Raw genomic sequence first — 24083 nt, 5'->3', positions numbered from 1 at the left:
AAAGTCAATAACTCTTTATTTTCGTTAGAGTGGGATAACAATCAAAGTGTGAGGATTGATACTACATGCGAATCCTGTTAGTGTATCCGATATTTCCCAAAACCTTTTGGTCTTATGAAAAAATCTTGGAGTTAGTCGATCGCAAGGTTTTACTACCACCTCTAGGTTTAGTAACAGTAGCCGCCATTCTGCCCCAAGAATGGGAATTTAAGCTGGTTGATCGCAACATCCGCCCAGCAACAGAAGCAGAGTGGGCATGGGCAGATGTAGTAATCCTCTCTGCGATGATTGTCCAGAAACAAGATTTACTTGAGCAAATCCAGGAAGCAAAAAAACGTGGCAAGCTAGTCGCAGTTGGCGGCCCCTACCCCACCTCTGTACCTCATGAAGTTGAAAATGTTGGCGCAGATTTTCTAATTCTGGATGAAGGGGAAATCACGCTCCCCATGTTTATTGAGGCAATTCAACGGGGTGAAACTTCTGGGACTTTCCGCGCCACAGAAAAACCTGATGTCACAAGCACACCAATACCCCGCTTTGATTTATTAGAGTTGAATGCTTATGACATGATGTCGGTGCAGTTTTCGCGTGGGTGTCCCTTCCAGTGCGAATTTTGCGACATTATTGTTCTCTACGGGCGCAAACCACGCACTAAAACCCCAGCCCAACTTTTAGCAGAGTTAGATTATCTCTATGAGTTGGGTTGGCGACGGGGTGTGTTCATGGTGGATGACAACTTTATTGGCAACAAACGAAATGTAAAATTGTTGCTGAAAGAGTTAAAAGTCTGGATGGCAGAACATAAGTATCCCTTCCGATTTGACACTGAGGCATCAGTTGACTTGGCACAAGATGCAGAAATGTTGGAATTGATGGTTGAGTGCGGTTTCTCGGCGGTGTTTTTAGGAATCGAAACACCGGATGAAGATAGTTTGCAAATGACCAAGAAATTTCAAAATACTCGCAGTTCTCTAACTGAGGCAGTGCAAACCATCACCAAAGCAGGATTGCGCCCAATGGCTGGCTTTATTATCGGCTTTGATGGCGAAAAAGCAGGCGCAGGCGATCGCATTGTCCGCTTTGCCGAACAAGCAGCAATCCCCTCTACTACCTTTGCCATGTTGCAAGCGTTACCAAATACCGCCCTTTGGCATCGCTTGAAAAAGGAAGGACGACTGCGGGAAAACCAAAATGCCAATATTGCTAACATCAATCAAACAACATTGATGAACTTCGTCCCCACTCGTCCCCTAGAAGAACTTGCACGAGAATATATTGAGGCATTTTGTACTTTATACGACCCAGTGCAATACTTGGATCGTACTTACCGCTGCTTCTTAATGATGGGTTTACCAAGTTGGAAAGCACCAGCAAAAATGCCAGAGTGGATTGTCGTGAAAGCCTTGCTGATTGTGATTTGGCGACAAGGCATCAAACGGGAAACCCGCTGGAAATTCTGGCATCATTTGTTCAGCATTCTCAAGCGGAACCCTGGAGTTATTGAGCATTACATCTCTGCTTGCGCCCACAACGAGCATTTTCTAGAGTATCGCCAAATAGTCCGCGATCAAATTGAAAGCCAGCTAGCTGAATATTTGGCACAAGGTGCAGAAACGCCTTATGTGCTAGTGAAGGAAAAAACTGAGGAAAAAGCGGAAGCGGTAGTTAGTTAAGGCTGGTAATGGGTAATAGTAAATAAATTACTTATTACCCGTTCTCAATTAAAACTTGTATCTACTTGTATTAGCTATTTCAATACGGTTCAGTTAAGGGCTACTGGCAACAATTTTGGGTTTTTGAAACGCGATAAATCGCCGTCTCTACAAGTGTTTTGGGCCTATCTGAACTGTATTGTGAGCTATTTGGCTTTTTCAATCCCAGTTATTTGAAAAATTAACTCTGCTGCTTTACTCATTAGCGAAGTGTTAATCTCAAGTTGATAATTCTCTTGTTTTAAAATTTCCATCACAACTTGACTGAAATCTGCGTTACCTTTCCTCGCACCCAAACCATTAATTGCACATTCAATTTGCCTCACGCCACAACTTAAAGCAATGAGTGAATTATCTACCGCCATACCCAAATCATCATGACAGTGTACTGAAACGACAACTTCGTTAATATTTGGTACTCGATTAAAAATTATTTGCAGAAGTTGCGAAAACTCTTCTGGTGATGCCAAACCTAAGCTATCAGGAATACTAACAGTAGTAGCACCACTCTTAATTGCAGTTTCAATAGATTTACACAAAAAATCTGGCTCACTTCTGGGGGCATCAAAAGCACTCCATTCTACATCATTACAGTAATTGCGTGCTAGAGAAACACTGTCTTTTATTGTTGCTAATACTTCTTCTTTGGTTAATTTAGACTGATTTTTAAGATTTACCGGAGTATAAATGTGAATTCTACCTCTGATTGCTGGTTTAATTACTTCGGCAAGAGTGATTATTTCATTTGAATTGGAACTAGCTAGCCCACAAATAGTAGAATTTTTAATTATTTTAGAAAGATTCAAGACTTCATCAAAATCTTTTTGAGAACTTGCTGGATAACCAACTTCAATAATATCTACTCCCATTTCTTCGAGCAATTGGGAGATAGTAATTTTTTGTTGTAAATTCATCTTTACACCAGGCGTCAATTCTCCATCACGCATGGTGGTATCAAAAATAATTACTTTGTGATGATTTTCTGACATATTGGCTAAAGATAGCGATCGCACTTGTCGAATACAATCTTAAGGAATATCCTCACTTAAAAAACTGTCTCTAAATCCCGATAACCGCTGACAATACGTACAACTTCCACGCCGCCATCAATAGGACGATAAAATATTAAGTAATCTTCTACTGGGAAACTCCGTAAACCACTGACAAAAGTATCGGAACTTTGCCCCATATTAGGAAAATCAGCCAACAGTTTACACTGCTGTTTGATTTTTTCATTGAGTCTTCGAGCTGCATCAGGATTGTAGCGGATAATATAGCGATTAATCTCTTTGAGGTCTTGCTTGGCTGGAATTGTTAAAACGTACCGACTCATTATTTAGCTGCCTCTGCTTGTTGCATTTGAGCTTCAGCACGTCGGATATCTTCTTCAATTTCTGCAAATACCTCTTCACCATCAACTACTTCACCACGCTCTGAGGCTTCAATACCTTCTTGGATTTTAGCTTTCAATTCTGCTAGACGCTTTTCTTGAACGCGATCGCGTTCATCTAGCAATCTCAATGCTTCACCCATCACTTCACTTACTGAGTGATATCGACCACTACTAACCTTATCCTTAACCAACTGCTCAAGTTCTGGGGTCAAAGATATATTCACAATTATTCCCTCATTTCGTTTACTCTATATCGTAACCGAAAGGGATTGGAGCAAGGCTAAAATAATTCGTAATTGATAATACTAGCCTGTAGCAAGTATTACGAATGACAAATGACAAATTAGTTAATTCGCCGCTGTTTGGGCTTCTTGATAAATTATTTCTTGAAACTGGATCATATCTTTTTGTGGATCGGCGTGGCTAACTTTCACTACTATCTGTTCGCCCAAGTTCACAGAACGTTTGAAAACCATTGGTAACTGCAAGCCTAAATCTTCTAACAAAATTAGGGCTAAGTTACTGTCTTCTCGCAGCCACATCAACACTGTCACATCCCAAGTTTCTTCTGGATGACGGCGTAAATATTCTAGTGCGTAATATCTATTAGTTTGTCGTTCCACCATTGTCACCTCTTGGGTGATACTGGTGACAGTCATCATCACTTCTTTAAGTTGATCTGCGGAAAATGGCAGAACTTCACCCCGCAAATGGGCTTTAATTTGAAAGTGGGTGAGTAAGTCACTGTAGCGGCGGATGGGAGAGGTTGCTTGGGTATAAGTATCTAAACCCAAACCAGCATGACGCAAAGGCGTAATGCTCATTTCACTCTTGGGCATACAACGACGCATGGCGCAAGCGCGAACGAATCCGGCTGGAAGTAGTAGCAATTCCTCATCTGGAGGTAATTCTGGTTGCGGTTGACCGCGGAAGGGCAAAGGTATGTTATGAGTTTTACCATAACGAGCCGCAACTTCACCGGCAACAATCATCATTTCTGCTACCAGTTGCCGCGATGGGGAATCGTCCAAAATATCAATGTGGATCTCTTCACCTTTGACTTTAATCGTCGCTTCGGGCATGGTGATGCTAATTGCCCCTTGGGCGTAACGCCAAGCTCTCCGCCGTTGTGCCCAAATAGCGATCGCCGCAATTTCCGGTTCTGCTTGTACCCGTAATTGCAGCATTTCATCGACATCTTCGTAGGTGAGGCGATAAGTCGGCTTAATCAAGCTGGTATGAATGCTGTAATCTTCTACTCCCCCAGTTGTACCTAAAATAATCCCGAAACTGAGGGCGCAACAAACCCTTCCCTGAATCAGACTCATTGGCCCAGTTGCCAATACTTCGGGAAACATGGGAATCATCCCCGTCGGTAAATAGACTGTAGTACCGCGCTTTCTGGCTTCTAAATCTAATTCATCTTCCGGCACTAACCATCTAGTGGGATCGGCAATATGCACCCAGAGGCGTTCCCGTCCATCGGGTAGTATTTCCCAACTCAGACCATCGTCAATCTCTGTGGTCGTTTCATCATCAATGGTGTACACCTTCAGGTGAGTCAGATCAAGGCGGTTTGTATCTGAGTCAATCGGCGGGAAATCCAAACGCTGTTGCGCCACTTCTAATACCTTATGAGGAAATTGAATCGGAATTGAAGAACGACGCAGGAACAAGTTTTCATAAGGACTCCAGTAACCCAAATCTACCAATAATTGAAAGGCCCCTTGGGGCGTTGTGGGTCGTCCCAGCATGGTCATTGTTTCTAATACGGCAGCGCTGGGCGGATAAGCGCGAGCCAAGGAGTCATAATTAACCCCCGTCCGCACGGTATCAGCGATTAGCGCTGCGTATTTCTCTAGTCCTTCTAAGCGCTGGCGATCGTGGCGTCCCCACTCTACGGCTTCACCTTTGAGCGCCTGTTCTACACGAGCTAAAAATTCCTGCTGTCCTTTAGCTTTTAGTGCCTCTACTTCCACTTGGTGCTGACGCTCTGCCACTTGAGCAGCAGTTCGCGGCTCGTAAGCGTCTCCTTTTTGCTTGAAATAGAGTTTATCGTCTGATAACAAGCAATAGGCGGCATAACAAAGAGGCGCAGCTGATTCGGAAAATAGCAGATTCGCCATTTGGTCGGGGGTAACGGTTTCCCCATCTTCGACCAGTAATTCCCAAGCTACCTCTAAGCTAGATGGGTCTAAATAAGGCTTGACCTGCTCCAAAAAGCTGGCAATCTCAGAGGTCTTGTAAGTCTGTCCGGTAACTGTATAGGTTATTTGTCTAGGCGCGAGGCTGTGGGATTGACCACGTTCGTCTACCACAAACCAGCGGGTTTTACCGTCTGGACGTTCTACGATGCCCAGACGGCGATCGCCTTGAACCCTAAATTCAACTAGCGTCCCCTTCTCCACAACTCTCGCACTCTAAATTTGGTGAACAGTTTAAATTTAGTTAGGAGTGAGGAGTGAGGAGTGAAAAGTTAATTGATAACTCATAACTCATAACTCATAACTTCTAACTCATCAATCTTTTTAGCCTTCCGCATTGATAAATGGCAACAAAGCCACAATCCGCGATCGCTTAATTGCTAATGTCAACTCTCGCTGTTGCTGAGATGTCAGCCCTGTAATCCGACGTGGCAGTATTTTACCCCGCTCGGTGACAAACTTACGCAATAAATCAACATCTTTATAATCGATTGGTTCTCCTGGCTTGATCGGAGAAAGACGACGACGGAAATAACTCATCTTTACTTAATTTCCTTATGAACGGTATGTTTGTTGCAGTGGGTGCAGAACTTTTTCAGTTCTAGCCTGTTAGTGGTGTTGCGGCGATTCTTTGTACTGGTATAACGTGAAACACCAGCAGAACGCTTATCTGAATTTGTCCGGCACTCAGTACACTCTAGTGTGATAATAATGCGGGCACCTTTACTCTTAGCCATAATCTTACAAACAGTGAAGCCTGAAGAGAATAAACACAAATGACTATCTTCTCACATTCCGCCGCATATTATCAACTAATCTTTTAATTTTTATATCGAGCGAGTAGCCACGACGCGACGAGACGATGAAAGTTCCGCAATAGCGATCGTGCAAAGCCTGCCGCATCTGGGTATCAGAGAAGGCAGTGCCACAATCGATCGCTAGGGGAAATACTAGCAGTATAGCAGTGGGATTGGCTCTAATATTGCTCAGGGCAATTGACACTAATAAAGCACCTAAGCCGATAATCGCCTCTCGCTTCACCAGCGAGAGCAAATCTGGAATTCTGCCCATGATTTGCCCATCTTCGACTTCCAACACCTTTAAATCGAAAGCCCAACGCCCTAAACTTTGCCCTTGATTGTTGTATGGCACCAGCACCCGCGAAACTAGCCAAAGTATGACAAAGACTAATATCTCCACAAATTGAATCCCGATATCGCCGCCTCCCAGCAGGGAACTGACTAACCAGACACCAAGAAAATCAAGTCCTAATGCCATACCTCGCCGCCCAATCTCAGCCTTGGGATAGTGTTTTTGGGGAAGTCGTTCGATAGTCATAAGTAGATGAGCGTTAATATTTGTCGTTGGGATAAGGCAGGAGGCAGCTTTCAAGGGTAGGTATTTAAAAATCGATCAGTGGAGAGGGTGATTTGAGAGACATGGAGTTGTGGTGTTAACTTTGGCCAAGGCTCAGGGAAAAAGCTACCTTGAGGTAGCAGAAGACGATTAAGAACGGCAGCCTTAATCACTAAAACCCACGACGAAAACACGAGAGACAACGATGGAATACACTATTTTGAAAATTGCGTCGTGCAACATAAGTTTGTGGTAGCTTATCTAAACGACTAATGAGCAAATTAGCATCAACAGCACCTCCCAATACTGTTCGGTTAAGCATTTTTAACTTGAAATTGGGTTTGGGGTAAAGGTTAAGGGGTAAAGGTTAAAGGTTTTTCTTTTCCTTTTTCCCCTTAACCGAAAGGTATTGCAGCACCTCCAACACTAACCTGCCATAAAGTAGCGATGTCTTACGACAAACCAAGTCTTAGGTACGGTCTTGTTGATATGGCGAAATAATTCTGACCAGTGAGGCTTCCAACTTCCTGGTTTGGTTGCTTCAACTATTTTCCAGGCAATCGGAATTCCACAGCCACGGTAAACAATGCTAATCGCTTGTAATAACCTTGGATATTTATGCTGATCAATAGCTAAATAATTATTTTACCTGCAAAAATACACCTTTGTTAAATACCTACCCTTGAAAGCCAGGAGGCAGGAGGATTTCATTCTCTAAAAGGCTCTGATTTACAAGCGTTTCAAGCAAAAAAGTCAGGTTACTAAAAAATCTGATTGGGCAAGAAAATCGCGATGCCTCCAGCAAGGCATCGCCAACGCAGTGAAATTTACTCGTTGAGGTGGTAGCTTTTCAATGACCAAATCAAGCAAGTTTCTGACTCACACTCTTGACAAAATATCTAAGAGATCGAATGAATACTATTTAATTCCGAAGCTGGCTTTGTCCTTCCCCTCCGCCCCCCCGCACCCCGCCCCTCTGCCTCTTTTCAATGCCCAATGCCCAATCAATCAAATAAATCTGGCTGCTCGTGGGTAATTTCATCCCACAAATACTGGAATCCACCCCAGCCTGCTTGGTGAGTACCGCCGCGTTGTTGGATATTTAAGGCGATGTCATGGTCAATCAGGACAGGTTTTCCTACGGCTTCTGCTAGCAATTGTGCTTTAGCAGTATCCTCTAACCTTATATACCACCAAGCGGCTTCATCTACACTGTGTCCCACGGTCAATATGCCGTGGTTGCGTAAAATCGCAGCTTTGTTCTTGCCTAGTGCTTGAGCAATGCGTTTTCCTTCACTTGTCTCCAAGACAATGCCTGTAAAATCATCAAATAGAGCATGATCTTGATAAAAAGCACAGGAATCTTGGGTAATCGGGTCGAGCAACCGACCCAAAGATGACCAAGTTTTGCCATAGAAGGAATGGGCATGAGCCGCAGCTATAACATCGGGGCGGGCTTCGTGGATTTGAGAGTGTATGGCAAATGCTGCTTGACTAACTTTACCTTCACCTTGGACTACTTGACCTTCACTATTTACCAATATCAGGTCTGATGCGCGAATGCGACTGAAATGTATCCCAAAGGGATTTACCCAAAAGTGGTCGGTAAGTTCAGGATCGCGGGCAGTGATATGTCCTGCCAATCCTTGAGCAAAACCCAAACGCGCAAATACCCGAAAAGCTGCTGCCAAACGTTCTTGGCGATGACGACGCTCCGATTCAATAGAAACGAAGGTCGGTGGTTGGAAGGGATTACTGGGGCGGACGAAAGAAGTTTGCACCATAATTTTCAACTCCTACGTATGGATTGGCTAGATGCTACTACCTCATTGCTGGTGAAAGTGTCAAGGTTTGTCGATAGACATGGCTTCACCATTAAACTAGCGAGACAATAAAGGATTTATGGTTATTGTTTAGTGGCGATGTCTACGACGAGCTGCGCTTACGCAGTTTTTATCGCTGCAAATACGTATTGTTCAATCATTTCCAGTAGGCAATGCTACAAATAATTTTTGACAATAACCGTAAATACGTTACTTATTACCTGATGTCAGCTTTTAAACTACCTAGCGACAACAAATTTCTTAACTAGAGTAGTTATACTATCGAGTAAACTACTAAAAGTTGACCGATTTACAGTAGTTTAAGTCTCAATAAATCTACCACAGTTCATTTAAATAGACAAGATCAATTTTTAGCTACATCATCCCAATACTATTGCCGGAAAGTTCTCGTTTATACATTAGAAATCTCCGAAAAAGAATGTAGAGACGTAGCACTGCTACGTCTCTACAAGGGTTATGGGTAACGCATATTTAATTTCTGGAAATGTCTATTCAGTCAAGATAAAACTACTCTAAACTACATAGGACTTACGCAAAACCAAACTCTGTAGGGGCAATACCCTGCGGGAAGCCGCTCCGCGTCTAATACCGTTTTTCACTCCAATGGCAGACAAACAATGTGAACTACGCGATCGCCCCAAATCATGCAGGCGTTTAGAGTGGGTATGGCGAGTCAGAGATGTCAGATGGTCAGATGCGGTTAAAGGTGCGACCATAAACTCTAGGCAGAAAAAGGGAGTCCGCCGATCCCTCTAAAATATCTATCGCTATTCCCATGATTGAAATTCATCAATGGCGCTACGAATTAGAGATGTTATTTGAGCGCGGCGGGTTTCAAAGTTGGCGGCGATGTAAATTAGCAAGATGCCAACTAGTAAGCCAATAACCCATTTTAAAAAAGAGTAATGCGAACTTAAAATTACCGATTGATTGATTGTAGTAATTAAAAAAGTGGCTGTACCAATGTAGAGAAAAGCCCGTACTCGCAAAGCTAATCCAGCAAAAATAGCGATGAGACTGAAAATTCCCGGTATCCAGGCTGTATCTTGATTAAATAAAATTGCCCACCCACAAATTAAACCACTCCCTAGCACTCTCAGAAGATGACGAGATTTTTTGTACTCTGGTAGCTTCAGCTGGATATCTATTTGAGCAATATAAAGCAGTGATAATCCAATTGGTGTGACATACCACAAAGCATCAGTTAGATGTAAGGAATTAAACCAACGGTAAAGCGCCCAATCAATCAACGCCACACTAACATAAGTAAAACGGATGTTTTCACCCACTTTTGCGAGGAAGATGTAGAATCCAGCTGCAAGTACTAAGGTAACTGGGTAAGTTTGCAGTCTGGTTTCCCATAAAATTATTAGCGGTATGATGTAAGCGGCTTGTTGCCAAGGTCTTTTAGACCAACCCCACCTTTCCCAAGGTAGGATGTAGAGAAAGTAGGCTACGACACAAGCGATCGCACCATTCCAAGGAACTAATGGCCCAGCCCAAAATTTTCCGACTGCTGTCTCGCGCCAATAAACCCTCATGCCGGCTACCTCTAATAAGCCAAGGTAAACCCACATCTCGGCGATTGTAATTCCTCTGAAGATGCTGGGGGAAGTGCGCGAATTTCGTCCCTGAAAGATGGCATAACGAATCAAAAATACTCCCGTTGCCAATCCCACTAAACGGTTAACTGCAATGGGAAGAGGAATGGCAGCCATTAATAAACAGCTACTCCAAGCCCAATGAATATGGGCAATTCCTTCCAGTTCTTGGGGAGTTAGACGTAAGTAGCTGACAAGCCAAGGGGACAGAATGCGGTAAGCATACATGATACTTGCACCAAGGGTAGACATGGCAATCAATCCATCACCTAATGCTCCTCCTGATGCTTGTGACATTTGATAGAACAAAAGTTCATAAGCAGAAATTGATATGCCAATAATTCCTAAGTACAACAACGGTTTGAAGTTCTCGCGCCGTCTTCCCACGCCAATAATAATTAAAGCTACACCCAAAGAACACAACCCTGTCCACTCGGTAAAGGTGTCCAAACGCAGCAATACACTGAATGCAGCATAGACTAATGGCAAAATGTGAAGGCTGCTAGGAAGCTTTTCTAATTGATGCCTTCGTCGCCACCACTCGCCAACAAGTTGAGCAATTAAACCCAAGGCAATATTGGCGATCGCTATTTTAACAATTGAGCGTTCCCCCAACCCCAACATCTGGGCAATCAACAATTCTAAACACCAACCAATACCATAAAATGCCCAATTTGTCGGTTCTCGCCAACTGCGATAAACAATGGCTGCTAAGGTGATTGCAGTGGCAATTAAGAACAAAAATCCCGAAGTGGTAAACCCCCGATAAATCAGTACTGAGTGCAGCGTCAAACCCAACAATTCAAAACCACACAAGGCGATCGCCCACCGATCGCTAGCGGCTCCATAGATCGTTGCTAATTCGTTAGTGCGTCGGCTTAAAACAGTCCGTGCTAACCATAAACTTAAAGTTGCGATCGCTCCTGCGACAAACCAACCTCCTACGGCTAGGCGAGGTAAACCAGGCACACCTGTCCACAGCAACGCCCCAATGAAACTTAAAACAAATCCTTCTGTAATTAGCGCAGATGCTTGGTTTCGCAAATAGCGCGTATTGGCAAACATCAACCCAGCACCTACAGCCAAACCGATTAATCTGATTCCTGGTAGCTGTAACGTCAATAGCTGGGCAACTACCACAGTTAAGACACTCAAGTAACGGCTAGTAATGCGACGCTCGATAATTGTGGCATTGGCAACACCCGTGAGAGCTAAAGGCGTAACTAGCCATAAGACTCCCCAATTGCCTTGACTATCAACTATGCCATACCAAGATGATTCTGCATTCATCCACAAGATTAAAAAACTAGCTGCGGCTAGTCCTAAACCGATGTCCCATGCACTACGTCGCCATAGTCCATTGCTGAGGCTAAATCCCCATTCTGCAACCATCAGAGCCAATAAAATACTTGCCCAGGCTTGTGGACTCAGGTTTGGTAATAGCCAATTAATTGTAGAGCAAAATGCCAGCACCCCCATGATGTGAGTTAGGTATATCAAGGGAAGGGATGAAGGGGAACGGCGTTGAGTGACGAATGCCAGAGTGGTGGTAGAAAATAATAGATTTAGCGATCGCAATGTCGGATTTATCAGAGCAATCGTTGTTAAAAAAGCTCCTAATAAGAGGGTGAGTAGTTCGCCAAATTTAGCTAATTCTCGCTTTTGACTGCGATACAAGCTATCTGTGAGCGCCACCATCAAAATTACGTAGGGAAATAAAGCTATACCCAATAAAGCCCAGGGTTCATTTTGAGAATTGGTGAGTTGAGTACTAGTTGCGATCGCTAATTTCTGTAAGTTATCAGGTACTAACCGCCAACCTAGCCAAATCGTCTCTAAGCCAATAACGAAGACCGCTGCCAAGTCTACCTTTAGACTGTACTGCCACAAGCGACTCCCCACAAACCATAAACCCAAACCACTGACAGCGATCGCTTGCCAAGGATAATTTACTACCGATACCAGCCAACCCAGAAAAATTAAAATGCCACCAAGTCTTTCCCAGAGTAAAAGAAATGAGGAAGATGAGGAGGATATTAATGTTACTTCCCCTGCTCCCCCTGCCCCCTGCCTTCTGCCCCTTGCCCTTTGTACTAACCAAGTCACCAACCAGCCGCAAATACCAATCGCTAACCCCAACTGCGTGATATCTACCTTGGCAACAAAAATTGCTCGCACTAGCAGCACTACTAGAGCATAAATAATTACAGCGGCAGTTAAACTAATACTTAGCCTACGGCGATTGCCTCGATCTTCCTCACTGACAGTATGAGGCTGTTGGTAAAGATTGTGATAGATAGTAATAATAGTTGTGCCGATCATTGCCACATAAACAGCAATTAAGGGAAATCCTCTTAATTGCCAACCCCAATGCAGATAACTCAGTCCAATAATATTTGCTAGAGGTAATTTGCCAGGATGTAAATTAGCAAAAATAGTCCGATTTTTGGAGAGTAAAACAGTTATAGCAGTGAGGGTAGGACAGGCGATCGCAACTACAATCCAATCAACAGGATTCCGCCACAATTGAAAGCTATCAATTGCCCAAAAATTCACTGGCACTAACAAAAGAGTCACAATCAGCAATGTCTGAGCCGTCAATCTGAGATTATTTTGCCTAGTTGCCCAAAAGCTTAACCCCCAAAAACTTAAAGTATAAGCAAATAAAACCCCATACTGTCCAGAAGCCGGAAACCTCTCCCACTGACTAGCAGCCAGTACCCCAGAGGATACCACTACCAGGAAAACGCCTAGAAAAAGCAGCCAACGTACACTCAGTTCAGCCCCCAAAGACTGCAACATTGTGCTGATAAAGTTGGGTTTAGATGGTGTTTGTTGCGGTTGTCTACGGCTACTAGATTGTAAAGCTGCTGTAGACAACTGCTGTACGGGGTCATAAGTTGCAAATACTACCTTTGTTTTCGCTTCAGCTTGGGGTTTTAACACCACCGCACACACCAGAAACTCTTGGCATAGCTGCTTAACTTGGATATCGGATATTAAACCTAAGCGCAGCCATATATCTAGTCCTTCTAATAAATGAGGATGGGAAGATGGCAGTCTGACTTCAATTATCAGCGGACGCTCAAGGGGCGATGACATAAGCGACGGGAGTACAAGTATATACTTAAATTATTTGTTTAATTAAAGTATATTTTGGCTCTGATTGTGCCACTTATTCGGCTAATTGATATTAATTTTTAACCTACGAGGGATATTAAAATGCCAACTCTTGTTAGCAGTCGCAGGGTGTTAGAGGATGTTTGAAAAGTTTTGGGGGAATATAATTCGCTACTACACTGGCATTGTCCGCCTCCACGGACTTCAACCCACGGAGGTGGGTTTCGTCTGTGTAGCCGCGGATTATATTCGCCAAGGCTGGTATTAAATTAGACTTTTCAAACAGCCTCTTAAGCCAGTGCTGAATTCTTAGGTTTAACTAGGCTTTATTATTTTCCAGAGAAAGTTGTCTAGCTGCTGTAACTTTGAATTATAAACTTTTTCAATTCCAGCTTTTAAGAAATCAGACGGCTCGTACAAGAATACAAATATGTCAGTAAAGCCATCAGTAATTTCTGGCAACTGATTTTCTTTGACAATTTGAAATTGCACTTTTGAATCAACTAAGTGACCAAGTATTTGTATTGGTGGAAGTATATTTTTCTCATCACTAATTATCAGGGGTTTATTACTTTGACTGATAATATTAGCAATTTTAGGAAATTCTTGGTATTTTTCAGGAAATTGGTTCCACCAAATCCGGGCTTGAGAGTGGTATATACAAGAGACAACTCCGCCCGTAATTACCATGAACGCTACAAATGACCAGAGCTGTTTTTTCCAAGCTTTAGTAGAAATAGACGTGATTTTAGTGGTAAGTAAGTAAGCAACAGCCAACTGTATACCTAAAACGGAGGGAAGTGTATATCGACTAGTAGCGTATCGCTTTTGAAAGATGAAATCCGTTACTAGTAGGGGAAGCACTACAGACCCAATCAAGGTTAAGACAAATAACCAAACTTCTTTAGATGTTCTTCGACAGAGAACATAAATTGAGTAGCTGATCAGAGCTAAAATAATGAAAATAAAAGGAATCAAGACAATCTTAAATTTTCCTAGATCGATAGGACTAATACCGAAATCAAGAAACGTCCGGCTAAAGATCCCAGCCCACCTTTCCCCTGACCCAAATAATGTTTGTTTAGCATTTGTCCAAGCTACTGCTGCTGGCTGAGGATTGGTATAAATAATCCAAATCCAAGGTACAAAAGTTATAAAACCCGCCAGCGATGATATCAGGTAATAAATTGATGTTTTACTCAATCGGAAGCGTTCAATTGTAAGTACATAAATTCCCTGGCCAAAAGCAACCAAGGTAAAAAACACATGAGAATAAAACCCTAATACCAATGTTGCTGTATAAATACACCAACTAACTTTTGTTTTCAGGCGTATAGCTCGCAACAGTGCTACGCTCGATATTAAGATAGCTACTATCCATAAACTGTATGCTCGTGCTTCTTGTGCATACACCACATGAATAGGTGAAACAGCTACCAATGCAATGGCTACCCACCCTACTAGTGAAGACTTAAATAATTCTCGACATAGCCAATAAAGACAAGGAAAGGTGAGCAGACTCAGGAATGCCGAAAAACTTCTTGTCACTGCTACAGAATTGCCAAAGCACTCTACCCAAAATCGGGCCAGCAAGATGTATAACGGCAAAATCTGCGAGTCTTCTAAAACAACCCCTTTAAGTGTATCAATTGCGTTTTTTTCAGGATTGGGATACTGATATTTATGCAAATCTTCTATGCTTAACAAATGACCATTGTCTAACTGCTCCTTCATTTCTGACTGCATATAGCCAGATATGCGTAAAGACGAGAAAACTTCATCACCCCAATAAAGTTTTTTGTCAATATTAGTGAAGCGAAAAAATACGCCTATTACTAATAGGATAATGATTACAAAATGTAACCCAGTTTTAGGAATCATCCATCTCTGTGACAATTGCTTTTTCATGTAGTTTTTAATATCCTCAAAGCCTGAATAAACGGTGGCAAAGTTTGATTATTTTTTATCACCAGAGAAATAAAAATCTCCTATGTCTATAGAATGAGTTTCAAGGATTTTGCAGCTTTTGACAACAAGATTCCATAATAAATATAATTGTTTACCTGTCATCGTATAGTATAAATTAATCAAGACATGAAATACTTGTGTTGAAAATAAAAATATTTCATAAAGTTTATATGAAAATACTATCAACCTGCCTGCGAGTAGCAAGCAACACAAAGATGCTATGGGAATCCGATTTAATTCCTGAACTTACTTGCGTAGGAAGGGAACTCTTAACCCTTAACTGGGAAGAGGGAGTAGGGAACAGGGAAGAGAACAGAAGCGAATAAGTAAGTCGGCGTAAATAATTATTGTTGGGATAAGGCAGGGAGCAGGGTGAGAAAGGGTTTGAGCCTTGTTTACTTTTCTTCACACAGTTTAGTTTTATTATGCCGACTTACTTAGATGTGTACTGAGTTTTTTCACGCAATCAAATACGATTCCTATACTTGTAGAAGTGTCGTAAGTTTTAACAAAAAGGCAATCACTGCAAATAAAAGTCAAAGCGTACCCCTAACGTAACAATTAACTGATGGGACTTTAGTCCGAGGAGGCGGACAATGCCAGCGTGGCCGCGTTCACGCAGTATGCCGCAGGCAATTCCATTCGCCAGGGCAAAAGTAGACACCAATGAGCATTGCTGTGCCCTTGCGACTGGCGCGACGCTGAGAGAATGAAAGTATTTTAAAACACGCTCTATACAGAAAATTTCTGTTCAGAATACTTAGCAGATGGGAACTCTAGCTAATAAGCTTAATTACATACAGTATCCCACCCAAGACTACCAATCATGTCCCATTTTGCTCATTCCACTTTGGGCCAATCTTCTTACCCTCGCTTAACTAGAAGCTTAAGTGCTGTTGAAAGTTGGGGTTTTGGTTTGACGGCTCATATTTCTTGGACAGCATTGGTTCCAGCAATTCATGCTGCTCTCGGTTTCCAAGCTATTTTTGTTTGGATACCTGCGGTAATTTTCGGAATGCTACTCAACTATCAAGTAAAAAGCTTAGGTATACATTTTATCAATGTAGCTGGAGGAACACCTAACTATACTACCAAGCTACTGCAACGTTACCCTGGACTAGCTCGTTATGCAGCAATTGGATACCTTCTCAACTGGGTTTCTTACCTATCAGTTAATACAATCGTACTTAGAGATTTAATTAAGGTGAATTTGGAGGCGCTAGGTATTACCTGTCCAGATATATTTTTGGATCTGAGTTTTACACTGTTGCCTTTTATCGTGGCGTTTAGTGGGACTCGCGCCCTGAGTATTTTACATTTGTTTTTTGTAATTCCAGCCTTTGGATTGCTAATAACCTTCTGTGTGCAAGGTCTGGCTTGGTTAGCGTTTTCTCCCGTTAGTCCTGGTTTTTTTCCTAGCAATTGGTCAGCGTTGAGCTTTGTAGATTGGGCAAAGTGGTTCTTTTTTGTCACTTATGCAACCTATAGTTGTGAAACGGCTTCTTCTTTTGTCGCTGATAGCCGCCAACCCACTCAGACGCTACGCTTTCTAGACGTTGCCGCTTGGATGATGCCACCCATCTTTTTGGGTGGGTCTTGGGTAGTCATGCGGTTAGCAACAAATCCCAACCTGAAAGATAATGCTTTTCTGAATCTTGTAGAGGCTTCCCAGCTCTTTTGGGGAAGATTTGCTGGTTTAAGTGTTTCTTTTTTGTTAGTAGCTGCTTGTCTTTTAGGTTCGGCAACGGTGGTTTCTAATTGTCCACGAATTCTGTATCAATTGTCTTTAGATAACCATCTTTCACCAGTATTTTCCGTTGTCTCACGTCGGGGTGTGTTTGTCCCAGCTTTGACATTGACACTGCTATTGTGCTTAGTCTATTTGATTTGGGGAGATGTGGCGCGAATCGTCGCTGTTGGTAACGTCGGTTGGTTTGTCTCATTTATGTTACTGCATCTAGGGCTTTGGCTTGGGCGCGATCGCCCAGAAGTTTTGTTCCCTCGCATCTCTTTAGGCATTTTTCTATTAGAAGTTGTAGTGCTGTTAGTGGGTGGATTTGCCTGGGGTTGGCTGAACTTCCTGATTGGGTTATTGTTTCCCATTGGTGTCTTAGGAATTGATGCAGTAATTCGCCGTGTGAATTTTGCTCCTTTCCATACCAGTTGGTGGATGCAGCGATATCGCACGCGTTCTGTGGTAATCATCAAAGATTCAGTAATTCTTCAGGTGAGCATCCTGATTTTTTTATTGTGTAGCGCAGTGGCAGTTGGTTGGTTATTTGGCGTCAAACTTAATAACGTGGCAACTGCGGGGGGTGAGAATATATTTGTGGTGTTGCTGATGAGCGTGGCATTTGTCGGTGTAGCGATCGCTTGTTGGACAACTATACCGCAAGTGGTGGCGATCGCAGAAGCACGAGAATCTGCCGAACACCTGTTTACTGTTGCCCAAGATGGTATTTTAGTCGTAGACGATCGAGGCATTATTCAGCAAGCTAACCCAGCCACCAAATCATTCTTTGGTGTCAACCCATCTGAGTTACGGGGAAATCACCTCAATAAATGGCTACCCGCATTAGTCTACTATCCAGACCAGTGGACAAAGCGTAGCGAACAACCCCTACTCGGTCATGGGAAAAACAGAACTTTGGAAGTTTCCATCTCAGACCGACCTCATCAGGATTTTCAGGAATACGTTGTTATTCTTCACGACATTACCCAGCGCAAACAAGCAGAGCAAGTATTGCGATACTCAGAAGCACAATTGCGCCAAGAGGCCAAGCAGTTAGCATCTCAACTGGTGCATAGTGAAAAAATGTCCAGTTTAGGGCAGTTAGTCGCAGGTGTAGCGCACGAAATCAACAACCCAGTCAATTTTATCTCTGGCAATATCGGCTATGCGAATCAATATATCCAAGATTTATTGAGACTGCTGCAACTATACCAGCAAAACTATCCTCATCCAGCTACAGAAATTCAACAACAAACAGAAGCCATTGATTTAAATTTCCTGATTGCAGACTTGCCAAACTTGCTAACTTCGATGACCGTTGGTGCCGAACGAATCACCGAAATTGTCTTATCTTTGCGAAACTTTTCCCGCTTAGACGAAGCAGAGATGAAAGCAGTGAATATCCATGAAGGTATAGATAATACCTTGATGATTCTGGAACATCGCCTCAAACCTAAATCTAACCATCTCACCATTGAAGTGATTAAAGAGTATGGCGACCTGCCATTGGTAGAATGTTATGCTGGACAACTGAATCAAGTATTTATGAATCTTCTTGCAAATGCGATCGATGCTTTGCAAGAGTCGGTAGAGAATATTGAGTGGGGAGTAGGAGAAAAAGCGCTCCCAACTCCCCAGATACGTATTCATACTCAACTCACTAGCGAAAATCAGGTAGTTATTTGCATTGCTGATAATGGTACAGGCATTCCAGAAAATGTACAAAAACACTTATTTGAACCATTTTTTACTACTAAACCAATTGGTAAAGGTACTGGGTTAGGTTTATCTATTAGTTATCAAATTATCACCCAAAAACATCAGGGAAAATTACAATGTATTTCTGCTCCTGGACAAGGGACAGAATTTGTAATTGTAATTCCGTTGAATCAGCAAAATAATTGAACTGGGGATTGGGGATTGGGGATTGGGGACTGGGGATTCAAACCCCAAGAAAATCTTACTCATATTTTCTTGCCCAGTACCCAGTAAAGCAATACACTTCAGAATGAGCAACAAAACCCTCAATATGGTTCGGATAAGGTTTTTGATGACAAGCCTGATTATTGTAGAGACGGCGATTTATCGCGTCTCTTGCTTTAACCGAACCGTATTGCATTAAAAACACCGTATTGCATTAAAAACTTAGCTTTAGAAAAATCCTCGCGTCGGCAGTGGTGTACCGTTGATCTCGTAGTTCCCGATCGCACGAGCTTTGAAGTGACCTGGATTATGAGATGCCAGGGTGCGTGCATTGCGCCAATGACGATCAAAGTTGGAGCTTTTCTTGGTTGTAGAAGCGCCGCCAACCTCGAATAACAAAGTGGCTGATTTTAGCGCTAATTCATCAACAATTAATTTTGCCTTGGCTGCACTCAAAGAAGCTGCCAGCGCTACAGCTGTCTCAGATTCTTCACCCTGAGCTTGAGCAGCAGGAAGGCGATCGAGAACCTCGGCGGCGGCTAGAACGATCGCTTCGGCGGCAAAAGCGTTACTGGCAATCTGACCAACGGTCTGCTGTAAAATTGGGTCATCTGCGGCTTGCTCGGTTGTAGCATGGTAAAAGGTTCTGGGTCGTTTGTGAATCAGTGCCGTTGCATCGCGGAGAACGCTGCGAATAATGCCAGCGTTAATTGCAGTCAGAAATAATTGGGGAACTATATTATATGGCAAGTTGTCCTTGTCTGTATCTGTCTCAAGAATAACTTCATCTGCTTCTACGCGGACATTTGTGAATGTAGTCGTTCCTGTACCAGTCAGCCTTTGCCCAAAGCCATCCCAGTCGTCCACAAGGTCAATCCCCTCGCGTTTGGTTGGCAAAAGCGCTGTCGCTACGGTGTCATTGGGTGTTAATAGACGCACAAATATCAAATCTGCATAAAGGCTTCCAGTGCTGTAATACTTCGTCCCGTTCAGACGATAACCATTGTCGTCAGGTGTCAATTTTGTATTCGCAACTTGGCCGCCACCAGCTCGCTTAACCTCCAGTTCAGTGGAAGCGAGGCCGATGATTGCACCATCGACAACAGCTTTCAGCCATCGACGATTCCGGGGAGTGCGTTCTGAGCGCAAAATCCGCTCTGTCACAGAGAAATGATTCCGTACAATGTGAGCAACGTTTGGGTCAGCATCTCCCAGCCGAATGGCGACCTCGAACAGTTCGCGCGCGCTGCTACCGCCGCCACCCTCAGCAACAGGGATTCGCAATGCACCCAATCCCGAACGCCGGATCAGTTCGACCACATCATAAGGAAGGATGCGATCGCGATCGCGTTCGGCAGCTCCCAAAGCAATAAAATCGAAAAGGGTTTGGAGTTCTGGAGAGTTCGCGGTGACAGGAGCCGAAAACTGGAATGTGGAGTCTAGAACTTTTTCTTCAATCTTGATCATTGTTTTTCTCTCTGAAATATATAGCGTTGAAAATCGATACCAGAACGCAAGCACGATGCTAATCTTGCAGCTAGCGTTGATAAAATCTTTAACTTGAAAGCAACAAATAATTGATTCAGTTTTAAAAAGATCAAGGTTACAAAATAGTTATTCAAAATATCTGCGATCGCTGCTTGAGACTAAGTGTAAAGACTCTCAAGAGACTACAAAATCCTATAATTAAATAGGCCTCTATTCTGTTCAAAAACAAAAAAGTATGCTTTACTTACATACTGTTTTCGTTGATTAAACAGCCATTGAAGAAACTCCCAAAGCTAAGATAGGTTACAAAATACTGTAAGCCTATCGGTTTACGGGAGTTAATGAGATGATAGAAAATATCCTACAAGGCTAGATAAGGCAAGTCAAGCTTTTCTTGAAGAATCTCAGATTTTGATGTTGAGTCACTTATACTGTTTCTTTGTCAAGCTGCGCCAAATCTCTTATATTTCTTATTTCTTCTCTTCTCCTGTCGGAGACACTTCGCGTTGGCGTTCGCGGAGGTGTCGCAGACAAGCCTCTCGTAGAGAAGGCGTACTTGGCACACTTAGCGGTAGCCTGCGGCAAGCCGCTTTGCGTCTACGTTCTTGATTTCTGGCAGCATAAGCGCACCCTAGACAGGGTTCATTCATGGAATTATTTAGTAGCTTCACAAAATTTAAAGATCCGATAAAACCTCATTATCGGTGCAGATGTTGCGTAGCTTGCCGCCGTGGGCATCGCAACAACTAATGTCAATACTACTCGGGTTTTGCATTTTGAACTCAGAATTTGGGTTGGGGAAAAGGTTAAAGGGGAAGGGTTAAAGGTTTTTTCTTTCCCTTTTCCCCCGCCCCTTATCCCCTTCTTGGGGCCCCACCTTCCCCTTTTCCCCAAAACCCGACAAGTATTGCAACTAATGTTGGTCATTTATCTAGGTTTGTTGCAGCCGATTTGTGGCAGAACATTCAAACAAGTTAAGTGAAACCTAACATTATATTAGGTTAACGGTGGGTTTCACGGAATTTAACTACCTTGATTAGGCGGTATTTGCTCAGGTGGCGTTTCCGCTGGGGGAGCGAGTAACGCATCTAGCACAACGTCTTCTACGGGAATCGGTTGCTTATCCTCAATTTCAAAATCTGGTTGCGCTGCTTCCACCAATTCAGGAGATGGGGGATGTGGGGGAATCGCTTCCGGTACAATCTCAGTTTTTGCTTCGGTGTCGGTAGTAACTGTCTCTTCTGCTGCTGGTTCTGGTATGACAATAGTTTTGTCAATAATCTCAATAGCAGGTTTCTCTGACAGTACAGAAGTAATATCTTCAGGTTTGGGGGTTGTGGGTGTCTTTTTACTCACAGTCTGCTGCACCTTGTCTTTCGCGCCACTGAAGGTGCTACCCAGACCTTTTTGCAACTGGCCCAGCCGTTCCTGAAGGGACAACTTATTCACCTGTTCTTGAATGCCAGTTTTTACCGTCTCAGCACTGGGTACTTGGGTTTGTTGTGCCTGTGGGGTCAATTGCCGACGTAATGATAGAGTTTGCCAGCCAAACCAGACCAAAAGAGCCACACTAGCCACATGACCCAGCAACAAGCCTCCAGTAATGCGTGGTGCAAACACCCATAAGACTAAAGCGTAGAACAATCCTACGCCACTCCAAATAAAGTCATTCTTACGGTGGATTTCTGGAAAAAAGAAAGCTGCTATGTAAATGGCTAAACTACCAAGACCGACCACCAAAGCTAGGACAAATGCCAGCATTATTTGGTTACTCCTTTGACTAGAGATTGGGGACTGGGGATCGGGTACTGGGGATCGGGTACTGGGTATTAGGTATTAGGAAGAAAAACTAATTTAGTGAATTAAATTCCTTCCTAATGCCCAGTCCCCAGTCCCCAATCCCCAGTCCCTCAACTAACAATTTTGCAAATTTTGCCAGTCAATTGTTGATTTAGATACAATTTAAAATTAATTATCCATGTTAGTTGTGGATTTTTGTCATTTATATCAAGTCTTAAGGTCTTCTTTAGGGGAGAACGGAAAATATCGGACTACCCTTATAGGTAAAGGATCTGCAAGAGTTAGCCAGAAATTTTTTATGACACTACAAAGCTTTGGTGTGATTGGATTAGCCGTTATGGGTGAGAACATCGCTCTCAACGTGGAGCGCAATGGCTTCCCAATTGCAGTTTACAACCGCTCCCGCGAAAAAACGGATGCGTTTATGGCGCAGCGTGCTACAGGACGGAACGTCAAAGCCGCCTTTACTCTAGAAGAATTCGTTGCTTTATTGGAACGTCCCCGCAAAATTCTAGTAATGGTGCAAGCTGGTAAGCCAGTGGATGCGGTGATTGCTCAACTCAAACCCTTGTTAGAAGAAGGCGATATCATTATCGACGGTGGCAACTCTTGGTTTGAAGATACGGAACGCCGCACTCAGGAATTAGAACCTACTGGGCTTCGGTATCTTGGTATGGGTGTCAGTGGCGGTGAAGAAGGGGCGTTGAATGGCCCATCTCTGATGCCTGGAGGTACAACAAGCTCTTACGAGTTTCTATCACCAATTTTCAACAAAATTGCTGCCCAAGTCGATGATGGCCCTTGTGTAACCTACATTGGCCCTGGTGGTTCTGGCCACTATGTAAAAATGGTACACAACGGCATTGAGTACGGTGATATGCAGCTAATTGCTGAAGCCTACGACTTGCTGAAAAATGTCGCTGGGTTAAATCCTAGTCAGCTACATGATGTGTTTGCTGAATGGAACACCACCGATGAACTCGATTCATTTTTGATTGAGATTACGAAGAATATCTTCCCATATATTGATCCAGACACAAATCTACCCCTGGTGGATTTGATTGTTGACGCAGCAGGTCAAAAGGGAACTGGACGCTGGACTGTACAAACTGCGTTGGAATTAGGAGTCTCTATTCCCACAATTACAGCAGCAGTTAATGCCCGGATTATCTCTTCGATTAAAGAGGAGCGGGTAGCAGCATCGAAAGTCCTCACAGGCCCCACTGTCAAGTATGACGGGCAAACCAAGGACTTTATCAATAAAGTACGCGATGCTCTCTATTGCTCAAAAATCTGTTCTTATGCTCAAGGGATGGCGCTGCTATCCACAGCTTCCAAAACATATAACTGGAATTTGAATCTGGGCGAAATGGCGCGGATTTGGAAAGGTGGTTGTATTATTCGCGCTCGCTTTTTGAATAAAATTAAGAAGGCTTTTAGCGAAAATCCAGCATTACCTAACCTGTTGTTAGCTCCCGAATTTAAGCAGACAATTCTTGACAGACAGACAGCTTGGCGGGAAGTGATTGCAACCGCTGCAACAGTGGGAATTCCAGTACCCGCATTTAGCGCCTCCTTGGATTATTTTGACAGCTATCGCCGCGATCGCTTGCCTCAAAACTTAACTCAAGCACAACGTGACTACTTCGGCGCACATACTTACCTACGTCTCGATAAGCCTGGGACTTTCCATACTGAATGGGTTCCCATTGCTGAAGCCGAGAAGTAAGCTTTCACAGGTCTAAATTCTCAATTGATGGGAAAAATTTAGACTGTTTCAGAATAAATATTACAGGTGACTCTGAAATTCAGAGTCACTTTTTTTTTGTATTGAGGTTTTCTAGAGGCGATAAATCGCCGTCTCTACAAGTGTTTTGTTGCTCTATCTGAACTGTATTGAGATAAAAAATAATATCCGTTGCTACTAAGTATGGTAGCAACG

At 43.1% G+C, this 24083-nt stretch carries 18 protein-coding genes; 3 read left to right on the top strand and 15 right to left on the bottom strand.

Translation table 11 applies throughout. From position 1 onward, the window contains the following. The first annotated feature begins 65 nt into the window (after positions 1-65). On the top strand, positions 66-1673 hold the full coding sequence (locus tag FD723_RS07520; protein WP_179064763.1) for a B12-binding domain-containing radical SAM protein: 1608 nt from the start codon (positions 66-68) through the stop codon (positions 1671-1673). Between the two features lie 185 nt (positions 1674-1858). Here the strand turns inward: FD723_RS07520 and FD723_RS07515 are convergent, their stop codons facing one another. From FD723_RS07515 to FD723_RS07460, 12 genes are all read right to left on the bottom strand, one after another. Then, positions 1859-2725: a 2-isopropylmalate synthase gene (locus tag FD723_RS07515; protein WP_256875108.1), complete on the bottom strand. Its 867-nt coding sequence runs from the start codon at positions 2723-2725 to the stop codon at positions 1859-1861. Between the two features lie 32 nt (positions 2726-2757). After that, entirely contained in the window at positions 2758-3045 is a 288-nt protein-coding gene (locus FD723_RS07510; protein ID WP_179064762.1) for a type II toxin-antitoxin system RelE/ParE family toxin, read from the bottom strand. Next, on the bottom strand, positions 3045-3329 hold the full coding sequence (locus FD723_RS07505) for a type II toxin-antitoxin system ParD family antitoxin (protein ID WP_179064761.1): 285 nt from the start codon (positions 3327-3329) through the stop codon (positions 3045-3047). Before FD723_RS07505 ends, FD723_RS07510 begins: the two co-directional genes overlap by 1 nt. Before the next feature lie 123 nt (positions 3330-3452). Beyond that, a complete protein-coding gene (locus FD723_RS07500) occupies positions 3453-5513 on the bottom strand; it encodes a ribonuclease catalytic domain-containing protein (RefSeq protein ID WP_179064760.1) in 2061 nt (686 codons plus the stop codon). A gap of 120 nt (positions 5514-5633) precedes the next feature. Continuing rightward, on the bottom strand, positions 5634-5849 hold the full coding sequence (gene rpsR, locus FD723_RS07495) for a 30S ribosomal protein S18 (protein WP_012411240.1): 216 nt from the start codon (positions 5847-5849) through the stop codon (positions 5634-5636). A gap of 2 nt (positions 5850-5851) precedes the next feature. Continuing rightward, positions 5852-6046 (bottom strand): 50S ribosomal protein L33, encoded by a 195-nt coding sequence (rpmG, locus tag FD723_RS07490; RefSeq protein ID WP_012411241.1) that lies wholly within the window; start codon positions 6044-6046, stop codon positions 5852-5854. A 43-nt stretch (positions 6047-6089) separates the two neighbouring features. Continuing rightward, positions 6090-6647, bottom strand: coding sequence for an RDD family protein (locus FD723_RS07485; protein ID WP_179064759.1), 558 nt, complete (start codon positions 6645-6647; stop codon positions 6090-6092). Between the two features lie 190 nt (positions 6648-6837). Further along, on the bottom strand, positions 6838-6987 hold the full coding sequence (locus tag FD723_RS07480) for a hypothetical protein (protein WP_179064758.1): 150 nt from the start codon (positions 6985-6987) through the stop codon (positions 6838-6840). A gap of 682 nt (positions 6988-7669) precedes the next feature. Beyond that, the gene (locus FD723_RS07475; RefSeq protein WP_179064757.1) at positions 7670-8449 is read right to left on the bottom strand and encodes a class II aldolase/adducin family protein; all 780 of its coding nucleotides are present in this window, start codon (positions 8447-8449) and stop codon (positions 7670-7672) included. A 572-nt stretch (positions 8450-9021) separates the two neighbouring features. Continuing rightward, positions 9022-9225 carry a hypothetical protein gene (locus FD723_RS07470; protein ID WP_179064756.1) on the bottom strand — a complete coding sequence of 68 codons (204 nt, stop codon included), beginning with the start codon at positions 9223-9225 and terminating at the stop codon, positions 9022-9024. A 51-nt stretch (positions 9226-9276) separates the two neighbouring features. Next, entirely contained in the window at positions 9277-13212 is a 3936-nt protein-coding gene (locus FD723_RS07465; protein WP_179064755.1) for a DUF2157 domain-containing protein, read from the bottom strand. A 333-nt stretch (positions 13213-13545) separates the two neighbouring features. After that, a complete protein-coding gene (locus FD723_RS07460) occupies positions 13546-15138 on the bottom strand; it encodes a glycosyltransferase family 39 protein (RefSeq protein WP_179064754.1) in 1593 nt (530 codons plus the stop codon). Positions 15139-16024: 886 nt separating this feature from the next. Here FD723_RS07460 and FD723_RS07455 point away from each other — a divergent pair. After that, positions 16025-18835: an ATP-binding protein gene (locus FD723_RS07455; RefSeq protein ID WP_179064753.1), complete on the top strand. Its 2811-nt coding sequence runs from the start codon at positions 16025-16027 to the stop codon at positions 18833-18835. A gap of 246 nt (positions 18836-19081) precedes the next feature. Here FD723_RS07455 and FD723_RS07450 read toward each other — a convergent pair whose 3' ends face one another. From FD723_RS07450 to FD723_RS07440, 3 genes are all read right to left on the bottom strand, one after another. Next, on the bottom strand, positions 19082-20320 hold the full coding sequence (locus tag FD723_RS07450) for an acyl-CoA dehydrogenase family protein (protein ID WP_179064752.1): 1239 nt from the start codon (positions 20318-20320) through the stop codon (positions 19082-19084). 491 nt (positions 20321-20811) lie between these two features. Further along, positions 20812-21012 carry a hypothetical protein gene (locus tag FD723_RS07445; protein WP_179064751.1) on the bottom strand — a complete coding sequence of 67 codons (201 nt, stop codon included), beginning with the start codon at positions 21010-21012 and terminating at the stop codon, positions 20812-20814. Between the two features lie 352 nt (positions 21013-21364). Next, complete coding sequence (locus FD723_RS07440; RefSeq protein ID WP_179064750.1) at positions 21365-22102, bottom strand: Ycf66 family protein; 738 nt, start codon at positions 22100-22102, stop codon at positions 21365-21367. A 337-nt stretch (positions 22103-22439) separates the two neighbouring features. Here FD723_RS07440 and gndA point away from each other — a divergent pair, with 337 nt between their 5' ends. After that, positions 22440-23870: an NADP-dependent phosphogluconate dehydrogenase gene (gndA, locus tag FD723_RS07435; protein WP_179064749.1), complete on the top strand. Its 1431-nt coding sequence runs from the start codon at positions 22440-22442 to the stop codon at positions 23868-23870. The last annotated feature ends 213 nt before the right edge of the window (positions 23871-24083 follow it).

The sequence above is a fragment of the Nostoc sp. C052 genome, from assembly GCF_013393905.1.
Lineage (GTDB): Bacteria > Cyanobacteriota > Cyanobacteriia > Cyanobacteriales > Nostocaceae > Nostoc.
This window is presented reverse-complemented; position numbering and strand designations above follow the sequence as displayed.